Origin of the sequence: Radiobacillus sp. PE A8.2 (assembly GCF_045635475.1) — a bacterium.
GTDB lineage: Bacteria > Bacillota > Bacilli > Bacillales > Amphibacillaceae > JBJGXI01.
The window spans coordinates 17,848-40,275 of sequence record NZ_JBJGXI010000052.1 but is presented as its reverse complement, the minus strand read 5'-3'; the positions used below and the strand labels follow the sequence as shown (position 1 = coordinate 40,275).

The 22,428-nt window shown below is 37.2% G+C and carries 20 protein-coding genes and 1 other annotated feature; of the genes, 6 read left to right on the top strand and 14 right to left on the bottom strand.

All coding sequences use genetic code 11. From position 1 onward, the window contains the following. Positions 1 to 62: 62 nt before the first annotated feature. On the bottom strand, positions 63 to 686 hold the full coding sequence (gene refZ / locus ACI6MV_RS20945) for a forespore capture DNA-binding protein RefZ (protein ID WP_407272273.1): 624 nt from the start codon (positions 684 to 686) through the stop codon (positions 63 to 65). A gap of 112 nt (positions 687 to 798) precedes the next feature. Here refZ and ACI6MV_RS20940 point away from each other — a divergent pair, with 112 nt between their 5' ends. Further along, positions 799 to 1,278, top strand: a complete 480-nt coding sequence (locus ACI6MV_RS20940) for a GAF domain-containing protein (protein ID WP_407272272.1) — start codon at positions 799 to 801, stop codon at positions 1,276 to 1,278. A 289-nt stretch (positions 1,279 to 1,567) separates the two neighbouring features. Next, positions 1,568 to 2,170, top strand: a complete 603-nt coding sequence (rpsD, locus tag ACI6MV_RS20935) for a 30S ribosomal protein S4 (protein WP_407272271.1) — start codon at positions 1,568 to 1,570, stop codon at positions 2,168 to 2,170. Here the strand turns inward: rpsD and ACI6MV_RS20930 are convergent. The 3 genes from ACI6MV_RS20930 to tyrS form a co-directional block, all read right to left on the bottom strand. After that, positions 2,145 to 2,690 carry a hypothetical protein gene (locus ACI6MV_RS20930; RefSeq protein ID WP_407272270.1) on the bottom strand — a complete coding sequence of 182 codons (546 nt, stop codon included), beginning with the start codon at positions 2,688 to 2,690 and terminating at the stop codon, positions 2,145 to 2,147. The genes rpsD and ACI6MV_RS20930 overlap by 26 nt on opposite strands. Before the next feature lie 40 nt (positions 2,691 to 2,730). After that, positions 2,731 to 3,636: a nuclease-related domain-containing protein gene (locus ACI6MV_RS20925; RefSeq protein WP_407272269.1), complete on the bottom strand. Its 906-nt coding sequence runs from the start codon at positions 3,634 to 3,636 to the stop codon at positions 2,731 to 2,733. Between the two features lie 420 nt (positions 3,637 to 4,056). Beyond that, positions 4,057 to 5,328, bottom strand: a complete 1,272-nt coding sequence (tyrS, locus tag ACI6MV_RS20920; protein WP_407272277.1) for a tyrosine--tRNA ligase — start codon at positions 5,326 to 5,328, stop codon at positions 4,057 to 4,059. 48 nt (positions 5,329 to 5,376) lie between these two features. Next, positions 5,377 to 5,581, bottom strand: a binding site (T-box leader). Positions 5,582 to 5,704: 123 nt separating this feature from the next. Here tyrS and ACI6MV_RS20915 point away from each other — a divergent pair. From ACI6MV_RS20915 to ACI6MV_RS20900, 4 genes are all read left to right on the top strand, one after another. Next, positions 5,705 to 8,545: a transglycosylase domain-containing protein gene (locus ACI6MV_RS20915; RefSeq protein ID WP_407272268.1), complete on the top strand. Its 2,841-nt coding sequence runs from the start codon at positions 5,705 to 5,707 to the stop codon at positions 8,543 to 8,545. Positions 8,546 to 8,724: 179 nt separating this feature from the next. Then, positions 8,725 to 9,378 carry a GNAT family N-acetyltransferase gene (locus ACI6MV_RS20910; RefSeq protein WP_407272267.1) on the top strand — a complete coding sequence of 218 codons (654 nt, stop codon included), beginning with the start codon at positions 8,725 to 8,727 and terminating at the stop codon, positions 9,376 to 9,378. A gap of 1 nt (position 9,379) precedes the next feature. Then, positions 9,380 to 10,027, top strand: coding sequence for an acetoin utilization AcuB family protein (locus tag ACI6MV_RS20905; protein ID WP_407272266.1), 648 nt, complete (start codon positions 9,380 to 9,382; stop codon positions 10,025 to 10,027). Further along, positions 10,024 to 11,196, top strand: coding sequence for an acetoin utilization protein AcuC (locus tag ACI6MV_RS20900; protein ID WP_407272265.1), 1,173 nt, complete (start codon positions 10,024 to 10,026; stop codon positions 11,194 to 11,196). Before ACI6MV_RS20905 ends, ACI6MV_RS20900 begins: the two co-directional genes overlap by 4 nt. A 93-nt stretch (positions 11,197 to 11,289) precedes the next feature. On the opposite strand, the gene ccpA is transcribed toward ACI6MV_RS20900, so the two are convergent. The 10 genes from ccpA to ACI6MV_RS20850 form a co-directional block, all read right to left on the bottom strand. After that, positions 11,290 to 12,288 carry a catabolite control protein A gene (gene ccpA, locus ACI6MV_RS20895; protein ID WP_407272264.1) on the bottom strand — a complete coding sequence of 333 codons (999 nt, stop codon included), beginning with the start codon at positions 12,286 to 12,288 and terminating at the stop codon, positions 11,290 to 11,292. Between the two features lie 223 nt (positions 12,289 to 12,511). Then, positions 12,512 to 13,597: a bifunctional 3-deoxy-7-phosphoheptulonate synthase/chorismate mutase gene (locus tag ACI6MV_RS20890; RefSeq protein ID WP_407272263.1), complete on the bottom strand. Its 1,086-nt coding sequence runs from the start codon at positions 13,595 to 13,597 to the stop codon at positions 12,512 to 12,514. Between the two features lie 164 nt (positions 13,598 to 13,761). Continuing rightward, positions 13,762 to 14,106, bottom strand: coding sequence for a bacillithiol system redox-active protein YtxJ (gene ytxJ / locus ACI6MV_RS20885; RefSeq protein WP_407272262.1), 345 nt, complete (start codon positions 14,104 to 14,106; stop codon positions 13,762 to 13,764). A 409-nt stretch (positions 14,107 to 14,515) separates the two neighbouring features. Then, the gene (locus tag ACI6MV_RS20880) at positions 14,516 to 14,968 is read right to left on the bottom strand and encodes a YtxH domain-containing protein (RefSeq protein ID WP_407272261.1); all 453 of its coding nucleotides are present in this window, start codon (positions 14,966 to 14,968) and stop codon (positions 14,516 to 14,518) included. Positions 14,969 to 15,005: 37 nt separating this feature from the next. Beyond that, complete coding sequence (locus ACI6MV_RS20875; protein ID WP_407272260.1) at positions 15,006 to 15,410, bottom strand: DUF948 domain-containing protein; 405 nt, start codon at positions 15,408 to 15,410, stop codon at positions 15,006 to 15,008. 317 nt (positions 15,411 to 15,727) lie between these two features. Beyond that, a complete protein-coding gene (murC, locus tag ACI6MV_RS20870; RefSeq protein ID WP_407272259.1) occupies positions 15,728 to 17,035 on the bottom strand; it encodes a UDP-N-acetylmuramate--L-alanine ligase in 1,308 nt (435 codons plus the stop codon). Positions 17,036 to 17,191: 156 nt separating this feature from the next. Beyond that, positions 17,192 to 18,301, bottom strand: a complete 1,110-nt coding sequence (locus tag ACI6MV_RS20865; protein ID WP_407272258.1) for a nicotinate phosphoribosyltransferase — start codon at positions 18,299 to 18,301, stop codon at positions 17,192 to 17,194. 361 nt (positions 18,302 to 18,662) lie between these two features. Next, positions 18,663 to 20,807: a DNA translocase FtsK gene (locus tag ACI6MV_RS20860; protein WP_407272276.1), complete on the bottom strand. Its 2,145-nt coding sequence runs from the start codon at positions 20,805 to 20,807 to the stop codon at positions 18,663 to 18,665. Positions 20,808 to 20,948: 141 nt separating this feature from the next. Continuing rightward, positions 20,949 to 21,548, bottom strand: coding sequence for a YtpR family tRNA-binding protein (ytpR, locus tag ACI6MV_RS20855; RefSeq protein WP_407272257.1), 600 nt, complete (start codon positions 21,546 to 21,548; stop codon positions 20,949 to 20,951). Between the two features lie 18 nt (positions 21,549 to 21,566). After that, positions 21,567 to 22,376, bottom strand: a complete 810-nt coding sequence (locus tag ACI6MV_RS20850) for a DUF1444 domain-containing protein (RefSeq protein ID WP_407272256.1) — start codon at positions 22,374 to 22,376, stop codon at positions 21,567 to 21,569. Positions 22,377 to 22,428: the final 52 nt, after the last annotated feature.

The following is a 22,428-nucleotide window of genomic DNA, read 5'->3' as shown; positions in this document are numbered from 1 at the left end:
GAATAGTTCTAGATAGATTATGGTTACGAATAGTAAAGAAGAGTGATTAGTTAGCAGCTGATTTACCTGTAGGAGTGTAAATGCTCATTAGCAATGTAGTCTATCCATTGGTGGATTGTTTTGCTGTATTTGGTAACAAATTGATCAGGATCTTGACCCCATATTTCTCGGTTCTTCGAATCATTTGGCGACATGTATGGTGTGATTAACAATCCCTTTAACTGTAATAACAGAAACTTTCGATCTGTATGGCTATGTTTCGACCCTGCCATCACTTCACCAAACAACTTACTTATAAAATGATTCTCTTTTGCTAAATAAGTTACCATCATTTCTCTTACAAAAACGGAGTCGATCGTTAGCTCGCGGAGGATAAAACAAGTAAATTGATGTTGTTCATGTTTGTATTGTATAATAACTTCAACAAATTGCTTTAAGCGCTCAATAGCTGGTAAGTATTCAGTCTCTTCTAATACGTGCTCCAGCCGAATCAAATAGGCTTCATAATAAAAAACTACTGCTGATTCCAACAATCCTTGTTTACTTTTAAAATAATAATTAATCAGCGAAACATTAACAGAAGCTTTTTTTGCAATATCTCGAACGGATGTACCATGATAGCCTTTCGAATAAAACAATTGGCATGCAGCATCCATCACTTTTTGCTTCGTTTCATTGTTTTTCATTATTTCATCTCCTTATATCATGTTTTACGACATTGAAGTAAGGAATCCTGCTTATTTTGCGAAAATGTCGAACTGTCGCTTTATAGCTTTATATTAAAAGGAGGAACTTACTATGTTTCAGGTTGAGAATTATTCAGGAGCTACGGAGAAAGATTTTGAATTACTGTTAAAGCAGTTAGAAGCTTTAATAGAGGATGAGCAAGATATGATTGCTAATCTTTCAAATGCGTCTGCACTATTAAATCAATTTTTAAAAGAAATTAACTGGGTCGGTTTCTATCTATGGAAACAAGACCAACTTGTTCTCGGGCCATTTCAAGGACTTCCAGCTTGTGTGCGCATCGCATCCGGAAAAGGTGTATGTGGCACCGCAGTTAAGGAAAGAACGACACAACGAATTGCTGATGTTCATCAATTCCCTGGCCACATTGCGTGTGATGCTGCGAGTCAATCAGAAATTGTCGTTCCAATCATCAAAGACAATCAAGTTGTAGGTGTGTTAGATATTGATAGTCCAACAAAAAATCGATTCAATGAAATGGATCAAAAGTATTTAGAGAAATTCATAGAAATCTTGCAAAAATATATTTAATATGTTGATAAAAACCCTCATTTTGTGAGGGTTTTATTGTGCTTCGTTTAGCTTCTTTTCTCTTAAGCTGTTGACATTTGTCTATAAAATAAATTATAATGGTCGTTGTGTAAAATAAAAGGTAGCCTATGTGGATCTACGACAGTTTCATTTTGTTCCTCTGAAGAGGTGTATCGTGTAACTCTCTGCTGCTGGAGCGATGGTACATGAAAACAAAATGACTGACGCAAGAGGACACAATCTGTTTTATTTTATGCTAAATCTAATATAAAAAGGTGGAAATTTTCCTATGTCTCGTTATACTGGTTCTTTATGGAAAAAATCTCGTCGACTTGGCATTTCTTTAACTGGTACAGGTAAGGAATTAGAAAAACGTCCTTACGCTCCTGGACAACACGGTCCAAATCAACGCAAAAAATTATCTGAGTACGGCTTACAACAACAAGAGAAGCAAAAACTACGCTTCATGTACGGAATTAACGAACGTCAATTCCGCAACTTGTTCGACAAAGCTGGTAAGATGAAAGGTATTCACGGTGAAAACTTTATGATTCTATTAGAATCTCGTTTAGATAACCTTGTTTATCGTTTAGGTCTTGCTCGTACTCGCAGACAAGCACGTCAGCTTGTTACACACGGTCACATCGTAGTTGACGGTGGACGCGTAGATATCCCATCTTACCGCGTACAACCAGGTCAAGTAATCACTGTACGTGAAAAATCACAGAAACTTGATATCATCAAGGAAGCTGTTGAAGTTAACAACTTCGTACCTGATTACGTTACTTTCGATGGAGAAAAATTAGAAGGTACGTACACTCGTTTACCTGAGCGTGCAGAATTACCTGCAGAAATTAACGAAGCACTTATCGTTGAGTTCTACTCTCGTTAATAGCTTTGTAATAATGGCATCGGATCTTATGGATCCGATGTTTTTTTATGTTTGGGGTGCGGGTGCGGGTGCGGGTGCGGGTGCGGGTGCGGGTGCGGGTGCGGGTGCGGGTGCGGGTGCGGGTGCGGGTGCGGGTGCGGGTGCGACGCGTAATCCTGTGCACGCTTGATTTTCGCGTCGCTTCTTCCTCTTTGCGACGCGTAATTCCAGGCACGCTTGATTTTCGCGTCGCTTCTTCCTCTTTGCGACGCGTAATTCCAGGCACGCTTGATTTTCGCGTCGCTTCTTCCTCTTTGCGACGCGTAATTCCAGACACGCTTGACTTTTGCGTCGCTTCCTCTCCTTTGCGACGCGTAATTCCAGACATGCTTGATTTTTGCGTCGCTTCCTCTATTTTGCGACACGTAATTCCAGGCACGCTTGATTTTCGCGTCGCTTCCTCTCCTTTGCGACGCGTAATTCTGTGCACGCTTGACTTTTGTGTCGCTTCTTCCTCTTTGCGACACGTAATTTCATGCATGCTCGTTTGTCACGTCCTAGAGTTCGCAATGAATAATCCATTAATAATAGTAAGCATCTCTTCCCTCTCCACTACGTGTAAAGTTATTTACTAGAACTCTCCTAAGCGCCCTTTTAGTTACCACCTCATCACACCAATCAAACATACTCTGTACCGTAACTTTCTGTTTTACAAAGAGAGTCTTGTACTCTTGCACATTTCGTAGAACCCCGTCATCTACCTTTTCTGTAAAGTCACAGTACTTACATAGCAAAAAACTCTTAGCGCAACTAAGTAAAATTGCATTACATTCTGGACATATAATTCCTTTCCGCATTTGATGGTAATAATAATTTGGTAATCGTGTATATGGAGATTCTTCTATGTGATTGGCCAATAAATATTTAATAATTTTATATTGTTCACTCTTGGATTGTAATCTGTTCGTCGAAAGGGCATCAAAAAAATTCTGTAATTGTGTGGAAAAAACAATAGGTAAATCAGGTCTGAGCTTGTAGAGGTAAAAATGAGGCTGAATAAATATCAAATAGGATTCTATCGAGAAGTTTAAACGTAATGATTGGAGGAGTTGTCTGAGAAGTGATTCGCTTCTGTGCAATTGAATCAAAGGGTCTTTTATTTCATTTCCGGCTCTTGTATACCATCTTTCATCTTCTATAACAAAATCTCCTTGAAAATTTTTAACCTCAAACAAATACAACTTATTTCCAATGATAAGTAAAGAGTCAAGTTGAAAAAGAGTATTATTTTGTTCGAGTAAAAGGTCATTTAAAACAATAAAATGGTCAGGAAGTTTGTCCAACCAGCGATCAAAAATACATTCTCCTTTGTATCCTTGCTCAAGGTTACGATAGTAGTTCACCTCTTTCTCCGACAATTCCATTCTTTTGACGAGAAATCTTAATATTTGGAGTTCGGTAGACTCCACCCTGTTTTTAGAAATCATTAGACACTCCTTAATTGAATTTAGAAGAAATATTTCATTTTCTTGAATCTTCTAATTTTAAACTAGTGCTTTAATAAATAAATGTCAATATTTATCCAATAAAAAATAATATACATAGCCTTTCTAAGCTACTAATGGAGGAAAAAACGATTTTTTTCAATAATCCGAAAAATGATAATAATCTAGAACTAGACGCTGATCATTTGGTGTCTTTCTCACAAGACTCTATATTCGTGGCAGCTAACAAGTCAAGTGAATTTTGATCATCTTCTTAAATTGATTATTTAAATTTGCTTTACACAGTTAACCAATGCTAACTTAATGTTAAAGAAAAATAGCATTTCATTCAGTGTGCATATGAATGAAATGCTATTTTCAAACCTTCCCTATCTAATACTTTCAGTAAGAAGTCTCTTCCCTCTACTCAAACCTCATCAAGAAATACTTCTTCTTCCCTCGACGAATAATCGTAAATTTATCATCGATCCGGTCCTCTGCTCCGACTACGTGTGCTAAATCCTGCTGTCTTTCGCCGTTAATGTATACGGCACCGTTTTGGATATCTTCTCTTGCTTGACGTTTAGATGAAGCAATTTTAGCTTCGACAAGAAGGTCAACTAGTGGTTTGTCTTCTCTAGTAAAAGTTACAGTTGGCACGTCTTTAAAGCCTTGCTCAATTTCTGAACCATTTAGGTCTTTTAGATCGCCGCTAAATAAAGCTTCGGTAATTTTTTTTGCTTGTGCCAAGGCAGCTTCACCATGAACCATTTTTGTCATTTCTTCAGCCAAACGCAAGTGAGGCACGCGCTTTTCTGGTGCCGATTCTAATTGTTTCTCTAATTCATCAATTTCGTTTAATTCAAGGAAAGTGAAGTAATTTAAGAAGCGAATTACATCCCTGTCATCTGTGTTGATCCAGAATTGATAAAACTCGTATGGTGACGTTTTTAAAGGATCGAGCCAAACTGCGCCCCCAGCTGTTTTTCCGAATTTGGTTCCATCTGATTTCGTAATTAATGGGACTGTTAATCCAAACGCTTTTGCTTCTTCTGACTCACCACTTTTCGTACGGCGGATAAGCTCCATGCCGGCTGTAATATTTCCCCATTGATCACTTCCACCAAGCTGTAGTGTACAGTTTTCTTTTTCGTAAAGATTCAAGAAATCGACGGACTGTAAAATCATGTAGCTAAACTCGGTATAAGAAATTCCATTTTCAAGGCGTGATTCTACAGAATCTTTAGCAAGCATATAATTAATCCCGAAATGCTTCCCAGTATCACGCAAGAAATCAATCACGGTCATTTTTGACAACCATTCGTAGTTGTTTCGCGCAGCTGCGGCATTTTCACCGTTATCAAAATTAAGGATGCTAGCTAGTTGTTGTTTGATTTTTTCACTAAATCCTTGTACGGTTTCCAAGTCGTTCAATTGTCTCTCTGATGATCTACCACTTGGGTCGCCGATCATTCCAGTGCCGCCGCCGATTAACGCAATTGGACGGTGACCTGCAAGCTGAAACCTTTTTAACATTAACATCGGAACTAGATGTCCAATATGGAGACTGTCTGCAGTTGGGTCAAAACCAGCATATAAGGTAACTAGATTCTCTTCTAGATGTTTCGTTAAGCCTTGTTCATCTGTAATTTGCTGCACCAAACCACGTTGCTTTAAATCCTGTAAAATATCCACCATGCTCACTCCTCTTTAAAATTGAACGCAAAAAAGACCCCATCCCATAAAAGGGACGAGGTCTGTGCTCGCGGTACCACCCTTGTTGCATAAATATGCCACTCAAATAAATAACGGTGGGGTCACCGTCTCCTGTTTTCACAGAAGCAGCTCCAGAGTGTAATTCGTAACGTAATTATGGCTGTCTTGCACCATCCGACAGCTCTCTTATTCAGGGAATTACGGTACTACTATATTCTTTCATAGCATTTAATTTTTTCGTTGTGATACATTAATATCATAGTTCCGTATCAATTGCAACTTAAAGTAATAAAATTTTAATATTCCCTATTTGACGATTATGCTATAATTGTAATGATATTTAGGAGGTTTTGTCATGAATAGAGAACTAATCTATAAATATTTAGCAAATATAAAAGATTTTTGGCGAAAAGGTTTTCTCCAAAAAAGCTTTCGTGTTACATATGATGTCATTTGGAATATCATCCTCTTTTTCATCATTATTGGCGTTGTTGGACTATTCTTCGCTGGTGGGGTTGGAGCAGGATATTTTGCTTCATTAGTAAAAGATGAAGTTGTCCGTCCAAAAGAAGATATGGAAAAACAAATATATAATTACGAGGAAACATCTGAATTATATTTTGCTAATAACGTGTACTTAGGTGATTTTCAAACGGATTTGTACCGGGAAGAAATTTCCCTTGACCAGGTATCGGAACATCTAAAAAAAGCTATTATTTACACTGAGGATTCTTACTTTGAAACACATAATGGTGTCGTACCAAAAGCAATCATGCGTGCACTTTTTCAGGAAGCAACAAATTCCTCAGTAAAATCAGGCGGTAGTACGTTAACACAGCAATTAATTAAGAACCAAATCTTAACGAATGAAGTGTCATTTGAAAGAAAAGCAAAAGAAATTTTACTTGCACTTCGATTAGAGCAATTTTTCGACAAAGATGAAATTTTAGAAGCTTATTTAAACATTTCTCCATTTGGTAGAAATGCTTCTGGTAGAAATATTGCTGGTGTACAAACTGCTGCCCAAGGGATTTTTGGCGTTGATGCAAAAGACCTAAATATCCCACAAGCCGCATTTATTGCTGGACTTCCGCAAAGTCCATCTTATTATACACCTTTTACAAATAGTGGCGAGTTAAAGAGTGAAGATGGCTTGCATCCTGGTCTCAGCAGAATGCAAACCGTACTAAGTCGGATGCATGAAAACGGCTATATAAATGACACAGAATATGAACAATATTTAAACTATGACATTGTTGCAGATTTTGCAGAACCAACACCTTCACCACTAGATAAATACCCTTATGTAACGAATGAGGCAGAATCAAGGGCAGAAGAAATTATTGCTGTTTACTTAGCTGAACAAGCCGGCTACACAGAAGCGGATTTAGCTAGTAATGAAGAACTAAAGGGTGAATACCAAATCCGTGCGGAGCGGTCATTAGAGCAAGATGGTTACAAAATACACACAACTATCGACAAAGAAATCTATGACACATTCCAAGAGGTTGCAAAGAATTTTAAGGAATATGGACCAGACCGCCCAGAAGAAATTGTCAATGAAGAAACAGGGGAAAAAACAACGATAATGGAACCAGTCCAAACAGCGAGTATCTTAATTGAGAACAATACCGGTAAAATTGTTAGCTTTGTTGGTGGTAGAGATTTCAACCTAACAGAAGTAAATCACGCTACTGATGCATTACGCCATAATGGTAGTACGATGAAGCCGATTCTCGTCTATGGACCTGCAATGGAAGCTGGCGTTGCTCAGCCAGGATCAATTATTGCAGATATCGAGGGAACTGTTGCCACGGGAGTTAACGGTAGTCCTTGGAGCCCTAATAACTATAGTCGTATCTATCATGGACTTGTTTCTGCAAGAGAGGCTTTGAATCACTCATATAACGTACCTGCTGCAAAAGTATACATGGACATTATAAATAATGACCCTGCTGCACAGTATTTAGAGAAAATGGGTTTCACATCACTAGAGCCCATCGATCATGACATCCCTTCACTTGCTCTTGGAACACCAACTTATGGAGTCACTGTTGAAGAGAATACGAATGCTTATTCAACATTTGGCAATAACGGTCAATTTGTTGATGCTTACATGATTGAAAAGATTGAAACAATTGATGGGAAGATTATTTATCAACATGAAAGTGAAGCTGTTGAAGTCTTCACACCTCAAACGAACTATTTAACAGTTGATATGATGCGTACCGTTTTAACACAAGGGAATGGTACAAGAGCCATAAATCAATTACAGAATAGAAATGTTGACTGGGCAGGTAAAACCGGGACAACTAGTAGTTATTATGATGCATGGTTCATGGGCGTAAATCCAAATGTATCATTAGGTGTTTGGTTAGGATATGATCATAACAAACGGTTACCTAACAGTGTCAGTAGTACAAGAGCAACATTGTGGGCGCAATTTGTTAATGCAGCAACAGAAGTTAACCCTGAGTTAATGGCCCCTACTGAGCGTTTTGAGCGGCCTGGTGGTCTTGTAGAACGGTCCTACTGTGTGACATCGGGAATGCTTCCGTCATCACTATGCACCGAGCTAGGCCTTGTGGATTCAGATATTTTTAATGCAAAATATGTTCCTACAAAACGCGACAATAGCTTAATTAAAGGCACGTATGTCATCGTTAATGGTAAAGCTTTTATTGCTGGAGAAAATACACCGAATGAATTTATCCAAGAAGATGGAATCGCCTTTAATCCTGAATGGTTAAAGGAGAACGGATACGATACACTGAATGATATTACGGATTTAATTCCTAGAGGCGGAAGCAGTATATGGAATGATATTAAAATTCCAAGTACAGACGAAGTTGCTAATGATGGTCAAAATCCGAATACCCCTGGCTCATTTGTGAACCGAAATGGCACACTAACATGGGATGTATCATCGAGTACAGATGTTGTAGGGTATCGCATCTATCGTGCTAATAACCCGACTGCTCCATTTGAACTGATTGGTAGTACAATGGAAACAGCTTATAGGGTGAATAATAATAAAGCACTTTATCTTATAAGAGCGGTGGACTATTTCGGTCAAGAATCAGCACCATCAAAAAAAATAACGATTGGTGATTTCACAGAAGAAAAAGAAAAAGAAAAGCCAACTAAACCGGATCAACCAGAACCACCGGCACAAAAACCGGATGAGGATGAATGATACAGATAATAGATCTTGGTGAATCTGAAACAATAACATACGAGAAATCGAAAGTAACAATTAAGTGATGCTAAAACCTCTGTCAAGATTTTGACAGAGGTTTTTCATTTTCTCCTAACATCACCGCTGTTATTCTTGTATAATGAGGATAACTAAAGCAGATATAGTAGGTGATGTAAATGGACCATATAAAAGAATATCATTCCATGACTGTCGACACATCTGCAGGACCGCTTATTTTGGAAGGGCCAATGTCGTCTTCTGAACTAAGCAATTATACATTTCATGACGGATTGAAAGCGTTTAGACCTCCAAATCAACAATTTGAGGCTTTGTTAGGCATTGCTGATTTAAAAGAAGGAAGAATTATCATTGTAAAGGATCAGGATTTGATTGTTGGCTATGTTACATTTTTATATCCTGATCTTTTAGAGAGATGGTCAAAGTTCCAGATGGATGATTTATTAGAACTCGGCGCAATTGAAATTGCTAAAGAATATCGTGGTAATAAAATTGGTTCTAATTTATTAAGACTTGCAATGATGGACGCAAGCGTCGAAAACTATATCATTATCTCAACAGAATATTATTGGCATTGGGATTTAAAAGAAACAAAATTAAGTGTATGGAATTACCGAAAAGTGATGGAGAAAATGATGGCTGCAGGAGAATTATTTCCAGCACCTACAGACGATCCAGAGATTATATCCCATCCTGCTAATTGTCTGATGGTACGGATTGGAAAAAATGTACCTGAAAGCTCTGTAAAGCAATTCGATCAATTACGATTTCTAGAACGTGAAAAACATCGTTCATTTAGAAAGGGGTATTAAAGTGTTAGTCGAACAAATTATGAAGAAAAAGGTTATCACTTTACAACCACAAGCAACAATTGGCGAGGCATTAGCAATCCTTATCGAGAATCATATTAGACATATTCCAATTGTTGATTCAGATTACAGTGTGATCGGAATTGTTTCTGACCGTGATATCCGTGATGCGAGTCCTTCTATATTTACTAGCAATACGAATCCAATTGAAATGGAAAATAAAATCCAAACAATCATGAGCCCATCTGTAGTAACTGTTCATCCATTAGATTTTGTAGAAGATATCGCTAGTATTTTTTATGAGCAGGAATTTGCATGTGTTCCAGTCGTTGAAAATAATAAACTGGTCGGAATCGTCACAGAAAAGGATATGTTATACACTTTCATTCAACTTACCGGTACGAATGTACAAGGTTCACAAATTGAAGTTAAAGTGCCGGATCGGCCTGGTTTTATACCAAAGGTGACAGCTATTCTTGCAGAAAGAAATATCAATATTGTCTCTATTCTTGTATATCCTTATTACCCTGATCAAGCATATAAAGTAATTGTTTTAAGGGTTCAAACAATTAATCCATTACCGATTATTAGTGATTTAACGGCAGCTGAATTTGAAGTACTCTGGCCTAATACATCGGAGAAGCTACTATGATCGCAAATGCTTTATTCATATATACCGATGATTATGGAAAGTATTCATTCCATTCCGAGCATCCGTTTAATCAGAAACGGGTTAAAATGACGAAGGATTTACTAGAATCGGCAGGTAAGCTAGATCAAACACAGGTTGCTGCTCCTCGAAAAGCAACCGAGGAAGAATTAGGCTTACTACACAGTAAAAGCTATATTGAAGCCGTTAAACAAGCTAGTAACGGTAAACTGTCTACTGATGACGGGTTAAAGTTTGGTATAGGGACAGAGGATACACCTATGTTTCCACATATGCATGAAGCAGCCTCCACTCTTGTTGGCGGGACATTGACTGCTGTGGAGGCTGTATTGGAGAACAAAGCTGTTCACGCGGTTAATCTTGGTGGTGGATTACACCATGGCATGTATAATAAAGCATCTGGTTTTTGTATATATAATGATGCAGCAATTGCGATTAAGTATATAAGAAAGATCTACGGTATGCGTGTACTTTATGTGGACACAGATGCACATCACGGTGATGGTGTACAGTGGGCTTTTTATGATGATCCTAATGTATGTACCTTGTCTATACATGAAACTGGAAGGTATCTATTTCCTGGGACAGGCAACATAAACGAGCGTGGATTAAAGCATGGCTATGGTTTTTCCTATAATGTACCAATCGATGCGTTTACAGAAGACGAGTCATTTATAGCTACTTTTGAATCCGCATTCGTTTCTGTAATTGATTATTTTAAACCCGATATTATCATTACACAGCATGGGGTTGATGCACACTGTTACGATCCACTTACACATTTAAGTGCAACGATGAAAAGCTTTGAAGCTCTGCCTAAGATTATCCATCAAATGGCACATCAATATTGTGACGGGAAGTGGATTGCTTTAGGAGGTGGCGGCTATGACATTTGGCGCGTGGTTCCTAGGGCTTGGGCACAGCTTTGGAGTGTAATGTCGACAGATAAGATTTGTACCGGGCAGCTGCCCGAGGATTGGGTTATGAAGTGGCAACAAGAATCACCTGTCGCTCTCCCTACTACGTGGCATGATCCTGAAGGCTTTTATAAACCAATCCCCCGTAGGCAGGAGATTACAGAAAAAAACAATCAAGTGCTTAAGCGTGCACTACAATATATTACAAACAGTAAAAATATGAACATCCCGTAAGAAAAGCGTAGGTGTTGGAACTGGACACCATACCGGAAACCAAAAGAAAATAACTCTCTTGTCGATTTTGGCAAGAGAGTTATTTTTATAGCATTATGATTTTGTCGAATTTCTTTCCACGATCCGGTGGGGCAATACCACGTTTTGTTCTTCTACCGTTTCTTTGTTCATAAGTTTTGTTAATAAACGCATCGCTACCGCACCGATGTCGTACATTGGTTGCACAATTGTCGTTAATGTAGGTCGTACCATTGTAGCTAAGCGCGTATTATCAAATCCAAACACTTCTATGTCTTCTGGTACATTTAAACCATTGTCCTGCGCTCCATGAATTACGCCTAGAGCCATCTCATCAGAAGCTACAAATACACCTTTAGGTCTAGGATTAAGTGCATTAATTTTATCGAAAGCTTCTATACCTGACTGATACGTAAAGTCCCCTCTAATAATAAGGTTCGAATCAATCTCTTGATTATTATCTTGAAGTGCACGCACATAGCCTTGGAACTTTAAGTTATTAACTTCACTTTCTTCAACTGTAGACACAAATGCTGGATGGCTTGTACCATTTTTTATTAATACTTGCGTTGCTTCATAAGCTGCTTGTTCATAGTCAATATTAACAGAAGGAACCGATTGAGTTTGGTCGATCGTAGCAGCCAAAGCAACCGGAACAGGAGAAGTTTTAAGATGATGTACGTGTTCCTCTGTAATTTTTCCTCCCATAAATACAATACCGTCCACTTGTTTTTCTAACATTGTGTTAATAAGTGCCAATTCTCTATCTTTATTTTGATCTGAATTACTTAATATAATATTATATTTATACATGTTTGCAATATCATCAATTCCACGAGCAAGCTCAGAGAAAAAGATATTGGAAATATCAGGTATAATCACACCTACTGTAGTAGTTTTTTTACTTGCTAAACCTCTAGCAACTGCATTTGGTCGGTATCCCAAACGTTCAATTGTATTAAGTACTTTCTTTCTAGTTGCTGGCTTCACATTCGGGTTTCCGTTCACAACCCTTGATACAGTTGCCATCGAAACATTCGCTTCTCGCGCTACGTCATATATGGTGATGTTCATCACAAATCTCCTCCTACTTTATGTACAATGTCGAACAATCTTTTTATTAATCATACGATACAATTGACTGTTCCGCAATGTTAGACAAATTATCTTATTCCTATTATATAACATTTTACTCTTTTCTTCATATTATTTACATAATTACACAAAAATTAAACCCTTACTTTATATGCAAGTAAGGGTAATAAGATTATAAACGGCTAATAGCTTTTACAAATAATTAGCTTCGAATTGCTGTGTACGGACTGTTGGTTTTCAATTCCTTCATAAAAGCATGGAATGTATCAATATCCATTTGCTGAGCTGAATCTGAAAGTGCTACAGCTGGATCAGGATGTACTTCAGCCATTACTCCATCTGCTCCAATAGCTAAAGCAGCCTTAGCTGCAGGTAGCAACAAATCACGTCTTCCTGTTGAGTGTGTTACATCGACCATAACAGGTAGGTGTGTTTCTTGTTTAAGGATTGGTACTGCCGTGATGTCCAATGTATTACGTGTCGCTTTTTCATACGTACGAATGCCACGTTCACATAAGATAATATTTCCATTGCCTCGAGATATAATATATTCTGCTGCATTAATAAATTCGGAAATCGTAGCTGATAAACCACGTTTCAGCAATACTGGTTTATTTACTTCCCCTGCAGCTTTTAATAACGCAAAGTTTTGCATATTACGAGCACCAATTTGAATTACATCGATGTAATCCAAAGCCTCTTCTAAATCTGCAGGGTTCACAATTTCACTGATGACTGCCAAATCGTATTCGTCTGCTACACGCTTTAAAATTTTCAAGCCTTCTAAACCTAACCCTTGGAAATCATATGGAGAAGTTCTCGGTTTATAGGCTCCGCCACGTAATATTTTAAGTCCTTGTTTCTTAATTGCTTCTGCTACTTGTGCAACTTGCTCATAGCTTTCAACAGCACATGGTCCCGTAATAAAGTATTGTTGGCCATCACCAATTCTTTCACCGTTGATTTCAACAATTGTATCTTCCGGTTTCTTTTTCCTTGAAACAAGCAGTGCTTTTGTATGATCGTCTTCTTGTAACTCTAAACTTGCTTTAAATATTTCTTTAAACAACTGAACAATAGTAGAATTTTCAAACGGACCACTATTGTGTTGGGTGATTAAATTTAACATTTCTCTTTCGCGTAATGGATCAAATCGATTTGCACCAAGTTTTTCTTTCACTTGGCTGATTTGTTGTACAATTTCTGCCCTGCTGTTAATTAAATCTAATATTTGTAGATTGACTTCATCCATTTTTTCGCGCAATTGATCTAACTGTTCGTTACTCAATGGTAAAACCCCCTGTTTCTAAAAGTGAAAATATTTACTGATATGATGATTAGGGATAATTATAGCTAAAATATCCGTGCTTGTCACCCCGAGTTTAGAAATATTTCGAATATTTTTACACAATATTTTTTTGAACATCCAACTTCTAGATTATTTTCTGATATTTATATGCTGTTCGCTATTTCCTTGTGCAATACTTTTTCTGTTATACGACCGTGAGAATCATGCCAGACAACTTGATTATCTTTAAATAATAAAACTTGTGGTGATTCATGTTTCACTTGATAATGATCTGCAATCAAATTTGATAACGCTCTTGCTTCCTGAACATACAGTACATATACAGGAATATTAGCTGTCTTGCTGAAAGCATCGTATTGATGTTTCGCATTTGTACTAATTGGGCAAGTCAAACTATGTTTCAATAAAAAAAAGCTGTTTTGCTCTTGTACTATTTTTGTAAATTCATGTTCTTCATAAATAACAATTTGATCCATTACAATATCCACCTTTCAAAATGTCTGCTAATACCTCTATTTTATAGACTGTAGGTCCATCTTAAACAACAAAATGTTTGCCGTAAAGAGATATACCTTTCATCTGAATAGTTGGATGCAATTACCTGTGTTAATTAATCTTATTTAAACTAGCGACAAAATCTCTGGTCTGTATGCTTGGCCACTAAGAGAACCCATTAGATCAGAGAATAGTGGTATGATCTTGGGTGTTACATATCAAGAACAAAAGCGCAGAGCACAGGTTAGCGACGTACGGAGGTGAGGGAAGTCTCACTAGTCGCTGGCGCTCGGAGCTAGCCGTGGCTAATGCGTAATGTGATCCACATTTGGTATATTTTATAATTTCCAATCCAATGAAAAAGGTTGCTGAACAATTTCAGCAACCTTTTCTTCATATTTATTATTTTGTATTCGGTTCAGCTTTTTTCTCTAACTCATCTGCTGCTTCTTCAATAGCGTCTGCTACTTCAGCAGCTGCTTCGCTAGCTTCCTTTGTTTTCTCATCTGTTAAAGAATTAATTCGAGTTTTAATCTCATCTGATTTATCTTTCACATATTCAGTTAACTCTTGTGATTTATCCGTTACCTTTTGTGTCCACTCTCCAGATGTTTCTTGCGCTTTATCTTTCCATTCTGTACCTTTTTCATAGGCTACATCTTTCCAATCAGTTGCACGATCTCTGACATACTCTGCACCTTTATTAATATCTGTACGTAAATCTTTCCCAGATTTAGGTGCAAATATTAATGCTAGTGATGCACCTACAATACCACCGATTAGTGAACCGATTAAAAAATCTTTGCTATTAATATTTTGATTTTGGTTTTGGTTTTGCTCTTCTTGATTACTCATAACTTAACGTCCTCCTAATTTTTGATGGTTATTTATTTTACTTTTTCCATTTCTTAATTAAATCCATCACAACTGTACCCCATTGCACTGTTTGTGCCGTTACATCTTTATTTTTTTCTGCAAAGGATGTTAAATTATTAGAAACAGCTCTAATGGATTTGTTAAAGTCATTCACTGTATCCCCTATACCTTTAACACCAGTCATCAACGTATTTAAGCTTTGAGATTTTTCATTAATATCTTCTGCAAGCTTATTAGTTTTATTTAATAATGCCGTTGTCTCAAGTGTGATACCTTCCATTTGTTTCTCTAAACCTTCGAGCGTATCAGCTACATTAATTAATGTACGTTCTGTTGCTTTTAGCACTTTAGACAAGTAAATGACTAATACAACTAATGCAACTGCTACAATAATTGCTGCAATATAAAGCAAGTTAATCACGTATTTCCACTCCTTTATCTATGTATATTTTAATCATAGTTGTTTTATTGCACAATTTGTGTGGATTCCTGAACTTGTCTAAGGTATCTTATACGTTTTATACCCTAGTTTATAATATATAAACATGGAACTCACAAATCAATTTGATACCGAGACTAACTTTAAAAGATAAAAGCGCAGACGACGGAACTGGTAACCTGTTATCCTAGAAAATTCATTTATAATTCCTTGCCATCAAAAAAGGAGAGTTTCACCCTCTCCTTTTATTTATTCCATATTATTGTTTAATTAACCTGCAAAAAAATTAAAAAACTTTATTATTCTTTCTTGTGGTTCAATTCTTTTTCATATGCTTGCTGAAACTTCTGAATGTCTCCCGCGCCCATAAAGATGAGCACACTATCTCGAAATGTTTGTAAAACACTAGTTTCATCAACAGATAAAATAGCACTGTTATCAATTTTCGAACCTAAGTCATCTATCGTCAATTGTCCATTATCTTCCCGTGCCGACCCAAAAATGTCACATAAAAAAACATGATCTGCTTTGGATAAACTTTCTGCAAACTCGTTAAGAAATGTTTTCGTTCTTGTATAGGTATGCGGTTGGAAAATAGCAACAATCTTCTTATAAGGATACTTTTTCTTTGCCGCCTCTAGCGTAACTTCAATTTCTTTTGGATGATGAGCATAGTCGTCAATTAATACTTGGTCTGCTATAACCTTCTCAGAAAATCTTCGTTTGACACCTTTAAATGAATATATCTTTTTAATATCCTCTGCCTTCATTCCTTCATAGTGACAAATGCCAATGACAGCTAAAGCATTGAGCACATTATGATTGCCATAGGTATGGATAACGAATGTATCGTAGAAGGTATTTCTAACAAACACGTCAAACGTTGTGCCCTCTTCATCTTCAAAGACATTTTGTGCCTGAAAATCATTTGTTTCTGAAAATCCGTAATAAACAACAGGCACTTTCGCTTGTATTTGTTGCAAATACTCGTCATCTCCACAAGCAACTATGCCTTTATTTACTTGCTGTGCCATTTCTTGAAATGATGAAAATACATCATCTATATTTGAAAAATAATCAGGATGATCAAAATCAATGTTTGTCATAATTGCATAATCAGGTTGATATGCTAAAAAATGCCTGCGATATTCACATGCTTCAAAGACGAAGTATTCACTAGCTGGATTGCCCTTGCCAGACCCATCACCAATCAAGTAAGAGATGGGATATGTTTGATTTAAAACATGTGCTAGTAGTCCTGTAGTTGAAGTTTTTCCATGTGCTCCTGTTACAGCGATACTTGTATATTGCTTGATCCACTCCCCTAAAAAGTCGTGGTAGCGATAATAAGGTAACCCTAAGCGTTTTGCCTCTTGGATCTCCTCATGATCATCTGCAAATGCATTCCCAGCAATAATCGTCAATCCATCTTTGATATTACGTTTCGAAAAGGATAGGATAGGGATATTCTTTTCTTCTAATGTTGCTTGTGTAAAAAAACGTTTTTCAACGTCTGAGCCTTGTACTTTTTGACCAGAATCATGTAAAATTTGTGCCAAAGCACTCATCCCTGTACCTTTTATACCAATAAAATGGTAAATTGTCATAAAAAAGAACCTCCAAGAAACGAGTGATTTTAAATCATCACTCTAGGTAAACTATTTTTCCATTATAGCAAATTGCCACATCAAGGTGAACTATTCAAATAAATTTATGCTGTTTGTAGCAAAGTGTGAATCATACTCGTTTGATACAGACTGAACTCAATCACGAATATAAACTACTTGTTCTAAGCGTGGATTTGGTCGATATTTTCTTCCTTCCTTTGCTGCATTTTCACCATTAAGTAACACATTATCTCCCGTGAACCCGATATTAATTTGCAAAAGGTTTCTTCCAATTCCATACATATCTACTGGTACGTGCTGTTTTTCAAACGCACGAATCCGGTTTTCATTAAATCCACCGCTGACAATAATTTTCACATGTTGAAAGCCTTCTTGATCCAATGCTTTACGCAATGCAAAAATCAACTCTGGGTTAACTCCTCGTGGATCAAAGGTACCTATTAAATGCTGGTTTCTCAAGAAATATTTATCGACCATATTTTTTGATGTATCAAGACGAACACCAACTAGTGTTTCACCAAATTCTCTTGCTACCTTTAATGAATCACCAATCACATCATTATTATAATCGACCAGCACCATTAATGAATCGTCCGGATATACTTTATGATAAGCATTAGCAGCAGCAACAATGTCGCCATTAAACATTTGAATCATTGCATGTGGCATTGTCCCCATACCTTGTTTTCCCCACCACTCATTCATCGCATGAGTAGCTTGTGCTGTAGAGCCTCCAATAAATGCGGCATATCCATCGCCAGCCTGTTGTGTGTAATGATCATCTCTATCACCCATAAATATAATTGGTTTTTGTTTTCCAGAAGCCCGCGCAGCTTTTACCACATTATATACATTTGTTGCAACAGACGTTCTTCTCGCTAGGATACCATCAATAATCCCTTCTAAATAACCAAATGATTGATATGGACCTGTCACCGTTAATACTGTTTCATATGGACTAATTTTATCTCCATCCTTCAAAGAATGGATTTCTAATTGCTCAGGATTTTCAGCAAAAGTATGTAACAAAGCAATCGCTTCGTCTGTCCCACATAGGACGGCAGTATCTTTTTGGAAAAATTGCATTGTCACTTGATTATTAGGTACAATTTTCTCTGCAATTTCTTTTGTTTTAAGAAAATAAACAGCTGAAAACCAGCCTTCTCTAATTCTTTCATCAAATTTAAATGTTTTATTCGTTAAACGTTCTATTTCCCCATTCAATTTTCGAGTGATTTCTTTCATTAGGCTTAACTCCTTAAACAACTTAATCTCTAATATTAGTCTATCCGAGTCAATCTCATAATTCCTTTAAACATTCGTCTATAGTGACAAATGGGCTACAGATATTAATCGTTATTATAATAATTATAGCATATAAGAACCGCATCTATCCGACAAGTCCCTTTCCCTCATCCTTTAAGAATAGCACTTCTCTCAAACATTTAACATAGTAATTATTCATGCGTGTGTTTACTATTCTACCCGCTTGCTATTTATTTAATAATTGATCTATCTGAGTTAATTTCATCATTATCATACATTGCTATTCATATCCGCATTTAGCTTGGAAACGGATTAATCCAACTTTAGTGGATATCAATAGCTACGAATCAGTATTATGATATTGACTAATCTGACTACTTGTTGCGATTACTTCTCTCGGCTTACTCCCTCGTTGTTCGGAAATTATCCCGTTTGATTCCATCTGATCGATTAAACGTGCGGCTCGATTATAGCCAATTTTAAATCTACGTTGCAGTAAGGAAGCGCTAGCTCCGTTATGCCCCAACACAAAATCTAACGCTTCAGCATAAATTTCATCTTCTTCTTCCTCTGTACTGACTTGTTGTAGCAATTGGTCTTGTTCAAATAAATAATTAGATGGTGCTAATTTTTTCACATGATTTGTCACGCGCTCAATCTCCTCATCTGATACAAAAGAACCTTGAATACGTAAAGCATGTCTAGAACCATTTTCAATAAACAACATATCTCCTTTTCCTAATAGTTTCTCTGCACCGTTTGTATCTATAATTGTGCGTGAATCCACTTGAGACGATACACTGAATGCAATTCTAGTAGGTATGTTTGCCTTGATTAACCCGGTAATAACGTCTACAGATGGTCGCTGTGTCGCTAACAGCAAATGTATGCCACATGCTCTAGCTTTTTGAGCAATTCGACATATTGCATCCTCAACATCCTGCGGTGACACCATCATAAGGTCTGCTAACTCATCAATAACGATAACAAGGTAGGGCAAGCGATCTTCTTGTCGGTTCAATCTTTCCATTTTACTATTGTATCGTTCAACATCACGAACTGCTTCTTTGGCAAATTTTTCATAACGTTCTTCCATCTCATTAACGGCCCATTTTAATGCCTTCGTTGCTGCCTTAACATCTGTAATTACTGGTGAGACGAGGTGTGGTAGCTCATTATATGGCGCTAACTCCACCATTTTCGGGTCAATTAATAAAAACCGTACATCTTCATGACTCGCTTTATACAACAAGCTAATTAATATCGTATTAATACAGACGCTTTTCCCCGAACCAGTTGCACCGGCAATTAAACCATGAGGCATTTTTTGTAAGTCAGTTACAATTGGCTTACCGGCAATATCGAGCCCAAGTCCAACAGTAAGCGGCGATTGCTCTTTTCTAAAGGCCTCTGACTCAAATATTTCCTGCAGCCCGACAGGCTGATTAACAGGATTCGGTACTTCAATACCAATCGTGTGCTTTCCTGGAATCGGTGCCTCAATCCGAATGTCCTTGGCTGCCATATTTAACTTAATATCGTCACTTAAGTTCTTTATTTTACTTACTTTCACACCTGGCTCTGGCTGTATTTCAAATCGCGTGACTGTTGGTCCACTCATCGCACTTACTACACGTGCCCGAATATGGAAATGCTTTAACGTTGTTTGTAATAATTGTTTTTGTTCTTCGACCCATAAATGGTCTTCCTGTGATGATTGTATTCGGTCATTGAGCAAGTGAACAGGCGGTGACGATTGTTTCGTTGGTTGATTTTTGTTGCCTTTAATTTGAATATGTTTATCCTTTGGTGTCATCATTACATTAAAAGGCATTTCTCTCTTTGTTGTTCTTTCCACAGTTTCCTTTTTGGCATGATAATCTTGTCTTCTTTCATAGGCAGGTTTTTGCTGCTTTTCAGTTGCCTTTTCCTCTTCTATAACCTGATTTATACTTTCAGGAACAGGTTCGATTGGAGCTTTAGACTCAGTAGCATCCGCTTTTGAGTCAAGACGTCTTTCTATTGCTGCCTCCACATCTAAATCATTAATCGGATTACTGCTAGATTGGGCGATTTGTTGTGGAGATGTAATACTTTCCTTTTTCCGAAGATAGGCTGGTGTATCTTCAAATTTTTCACTATTACTTTCTCGATAATGAAATCCATAGACCGGCGATGGTACTTCACTCGGCTTAAAAGGGCGTTTTTTAATTTCCTCTTTGTGCTTATGTTGTGCGGATTCTGTTTTCCGCATCGTCTGCTCTTTTTTTCGCTCGAATGCTGGAATATCTATTGGATTTTTTGACAAGTTATTACTCATATTAGTAGAGAACGTTTCAAAACGTTCCTTTGGATATTGATAGGACATTCTCGTTTCGATCGAATTCGCCTGTCTATATTCTATGTTCTCTTGTAGGCTATCCTTGTGATCTGTCTCTTCCTCATTAAACCATTTTTTTAGCTTATCTTTAAACTGATCCCACATGGCTTTCACCTTTCTATTACGCTCAATTAAATCTATTCTACCAGTTTTCAAGCCTCCTATAAACAAACAGCTACTTGATTGCAAGCAAAAAAACCTTTGTCTATGTTTGAGAGACAAAGGTCTAGGTAACAATTGTTTAATTTAAACGGTAAAAGCTTGTCCAGGTTGATAATTGTCAGCTAATACATAAATTCCTTTTTCCTTCGGTGCATTCGGAATTCCTAGCTCTTTTTGCGAACAAATCATGCCATTAGAATCAACACCGCGTAGTTGTGTCGGTTTTATTTCCAATCCACTTGGCATGATTGCGCCAACCTTTGCAACAACTACCTTTTGATTAGCATCAATGTTAGGAGCACCACAGACGATTTGCAACATTTCGTTGCCAACATCCACCTTACAGACACTTAACTTGTCTGCATTTTCATGTGGTTGTTTTTCAACAACATAGCCAACAACAAATTTTGGAGATAAATCGATATCCAATGCATCAGACAATCCATTTTTTTCAAAAGTTTGTTTTAGCTCGCTAAGCAATTCTTCTGTTAGTGTTGTTTTTCCAGGTTCGATGTTAACGTGCGTTGATGCTTGAAAAATGTTATAGCCTAATAATGTACCTTCATCATCAATAATCTTTGCTACATCACCGTACGTTTCAAAGTTTGTTTTGTATCTGTCTCCTTGCTTAATCGGAATAATAAGTACATCACCAATGCCTGCTGGATTATAAAAAACGTCCATTACTATTCATCCTCTCTTCTATTCCTTCGATGTTGGTCGGTTTTTTGCCAAAATAAAAATTGGCTCTAGTTTTTTATCTTCATATAAAAACGGCAATGACGTGATCGGTACACGTCCTTCTGCAAAGAACTTCATTGTCATTTGCGCTAAAATATCATAGCCCATATCATTTTGGATATCAGCAATAATTAACACGTCTTGATGGGGTACAGCAATTGCCAGTTCACCTTTGCTATTCATCTTCATTTCTTCAAGCAGTGATTCGTTCAATATACGACTCGCATCATAGCCATCTTGACTGGCCATAAAATAAAAATCATTATCTGCAACTTTATCGTGCTTTAAATCAGTAGACAAAGACCTAACATTAAAGGCGGATATTTGTTGAATGCGCTCAAGCGTCCACTGCTCGGCCTCAAGCATTTCCTCATCGATCAATTTATATGTCTTGCCTAAGTCTAATGCATAAAAGATCCGAGTCTCGGCAGTATGGTCCGTGTAAATCATTTTCTTCCCTGACTTTGTTTTTCTCGGGAAAGATGTTGCTCGTATTGTCGGAAAAATATGCTTTTCTTTCCCAGTTAATTCATGTGTTTCATTCATGATCGATAATGCCTCTTTGATGTGATATTCAAGATCATCGATCGCTTTCTCACCGCGTTGCTCAAACTTGGCGATTACATTTGGTAGTGTTACGGTTATGCCTTGTTTAGAATCCTTCCATTGAATACGGAAAGTGTCTTTATCTCGATTAAAAGAAGTTGACCAATCAGGATGATTTAGCCGTTCTTCTAATATTTTTTTTAACTTCATGCTTGTCATTTTCATGAAAGTTCCTCCTTTCGGGAAGAAAAGTTGCCTTTTTAGCACCGAGAAGATT

What these genes read in the sequence shown, in the direction of transcription:
- refZ (WP_407272273.1), bottom strand. Translation starts at nt 686, where the DNA reads ATGAAAAACAATGAAACGAAGCAAAAAGTGATGGATGCTGCATGCCAA.
- ACI6MV_RS20940 (WP_407272272.1), top strand. Translation starts at nt 799, where the DNA reads ATGTTTCAGGTTGAGAATTATTCAGGAGCTACGGAGAAAGATTTTGAA.
- rpsD (WP_407272271.1), top strand. Translation starts at nt 1,568, where the DNA reads ATGTCTCGTTATACTGGTTCTTTATGGAAAAAATCTCGTCGACTTGGC.
- ACI6MV_RS20930 (WP_407272270.1), bottom strand. Translation starts at nt 2,690, where the DNA reads ATGCATGAAATTACGTGTCGCAAAGAGGAAGAAGCGACACAAAAGTCA.
- ACI6MV_RS20925 (WP_407272269.1), bottom strand. Translation starts at nt 3,636, where the DNA reads ATGATTTCTAAAAACAGGGTGGAGTCTACCGAACTCCAAATATTAAGA.
- ACI6MV_RS20915 (WP_407272268.1), top strand. Translation starts at nt 5,705, where the DNA reads ATGAATAGAGAACTAATCTATAAATATTTAGCAAATATAAAAGATTTT.
- ACI6MV_RS20910 (WP_407272267.1), top strand. Translation starts at nt 8,725, where the DNA reads ATGGACCATATAAAAGAATATCATTCCATGACTGTCGACACATCTGCA.
- ACI6MV_RS20900 (WP_407272265.1), top strand. Translation starts at nt 10,024, where the DNA reads ATGATCGCAAATGCTTTATTCATATATACCGATGATTATGGAAAGTAT.
- ccpA (WP_407272264.1), bottom strand. Translation starts at nt 12,288, where the DNA reads ATGAACATCACCATATATGACGTAGCGCGAGAAGCGAATGTTTCGATG.
- ACI6MV_RS20880 (WP_407272261.1), bottom strand. Translation starts at nt 14,968, where the DNA reads ATGAGTAATCAAGAAGAGCAAAACCAAAACCAAAATCAAAATATTAAT.
- murC (WP_407272259.1), bottom strand. Translation starts at nt 17,035, where the DNA reads ATGACAATTTACCATTTTATTGGTATAAAAGGTACAGGGATGAGTGCT.
- ACI6MV_RS20865 (WP_407272258.1), bottom strand. Translation starts at nt 18,301, where the DNA reads ATGAAAGAAATCACTCGAAAATTGAATGGGGAAATAGAACGTTTAACG.
- ACI6MV_RS20860 (WP_407272276.1), bottom strand. Translation starts at nt 20,807, where the DNA reads ATGTGGGATCAGTTTAAAGATAAGCTAAAAAAATGGTTTAATGAGGAA.
- ytpR (WP_407272257.1), bottom strand. Translation starts at nt 21,548, where the DNA reads ATGGACGTTTTTTATAATCCAGCAGGCATTGGTGATGTACTTATTATT.
- ACI6MV_RS20850 (WP_407272256.1), bottom strand. Translation starts at nt 22,376, where the DNA reads ATGAAAATGACAAGCATGAAGTTAAAAAAAATATTAGAAGAACGGCTA.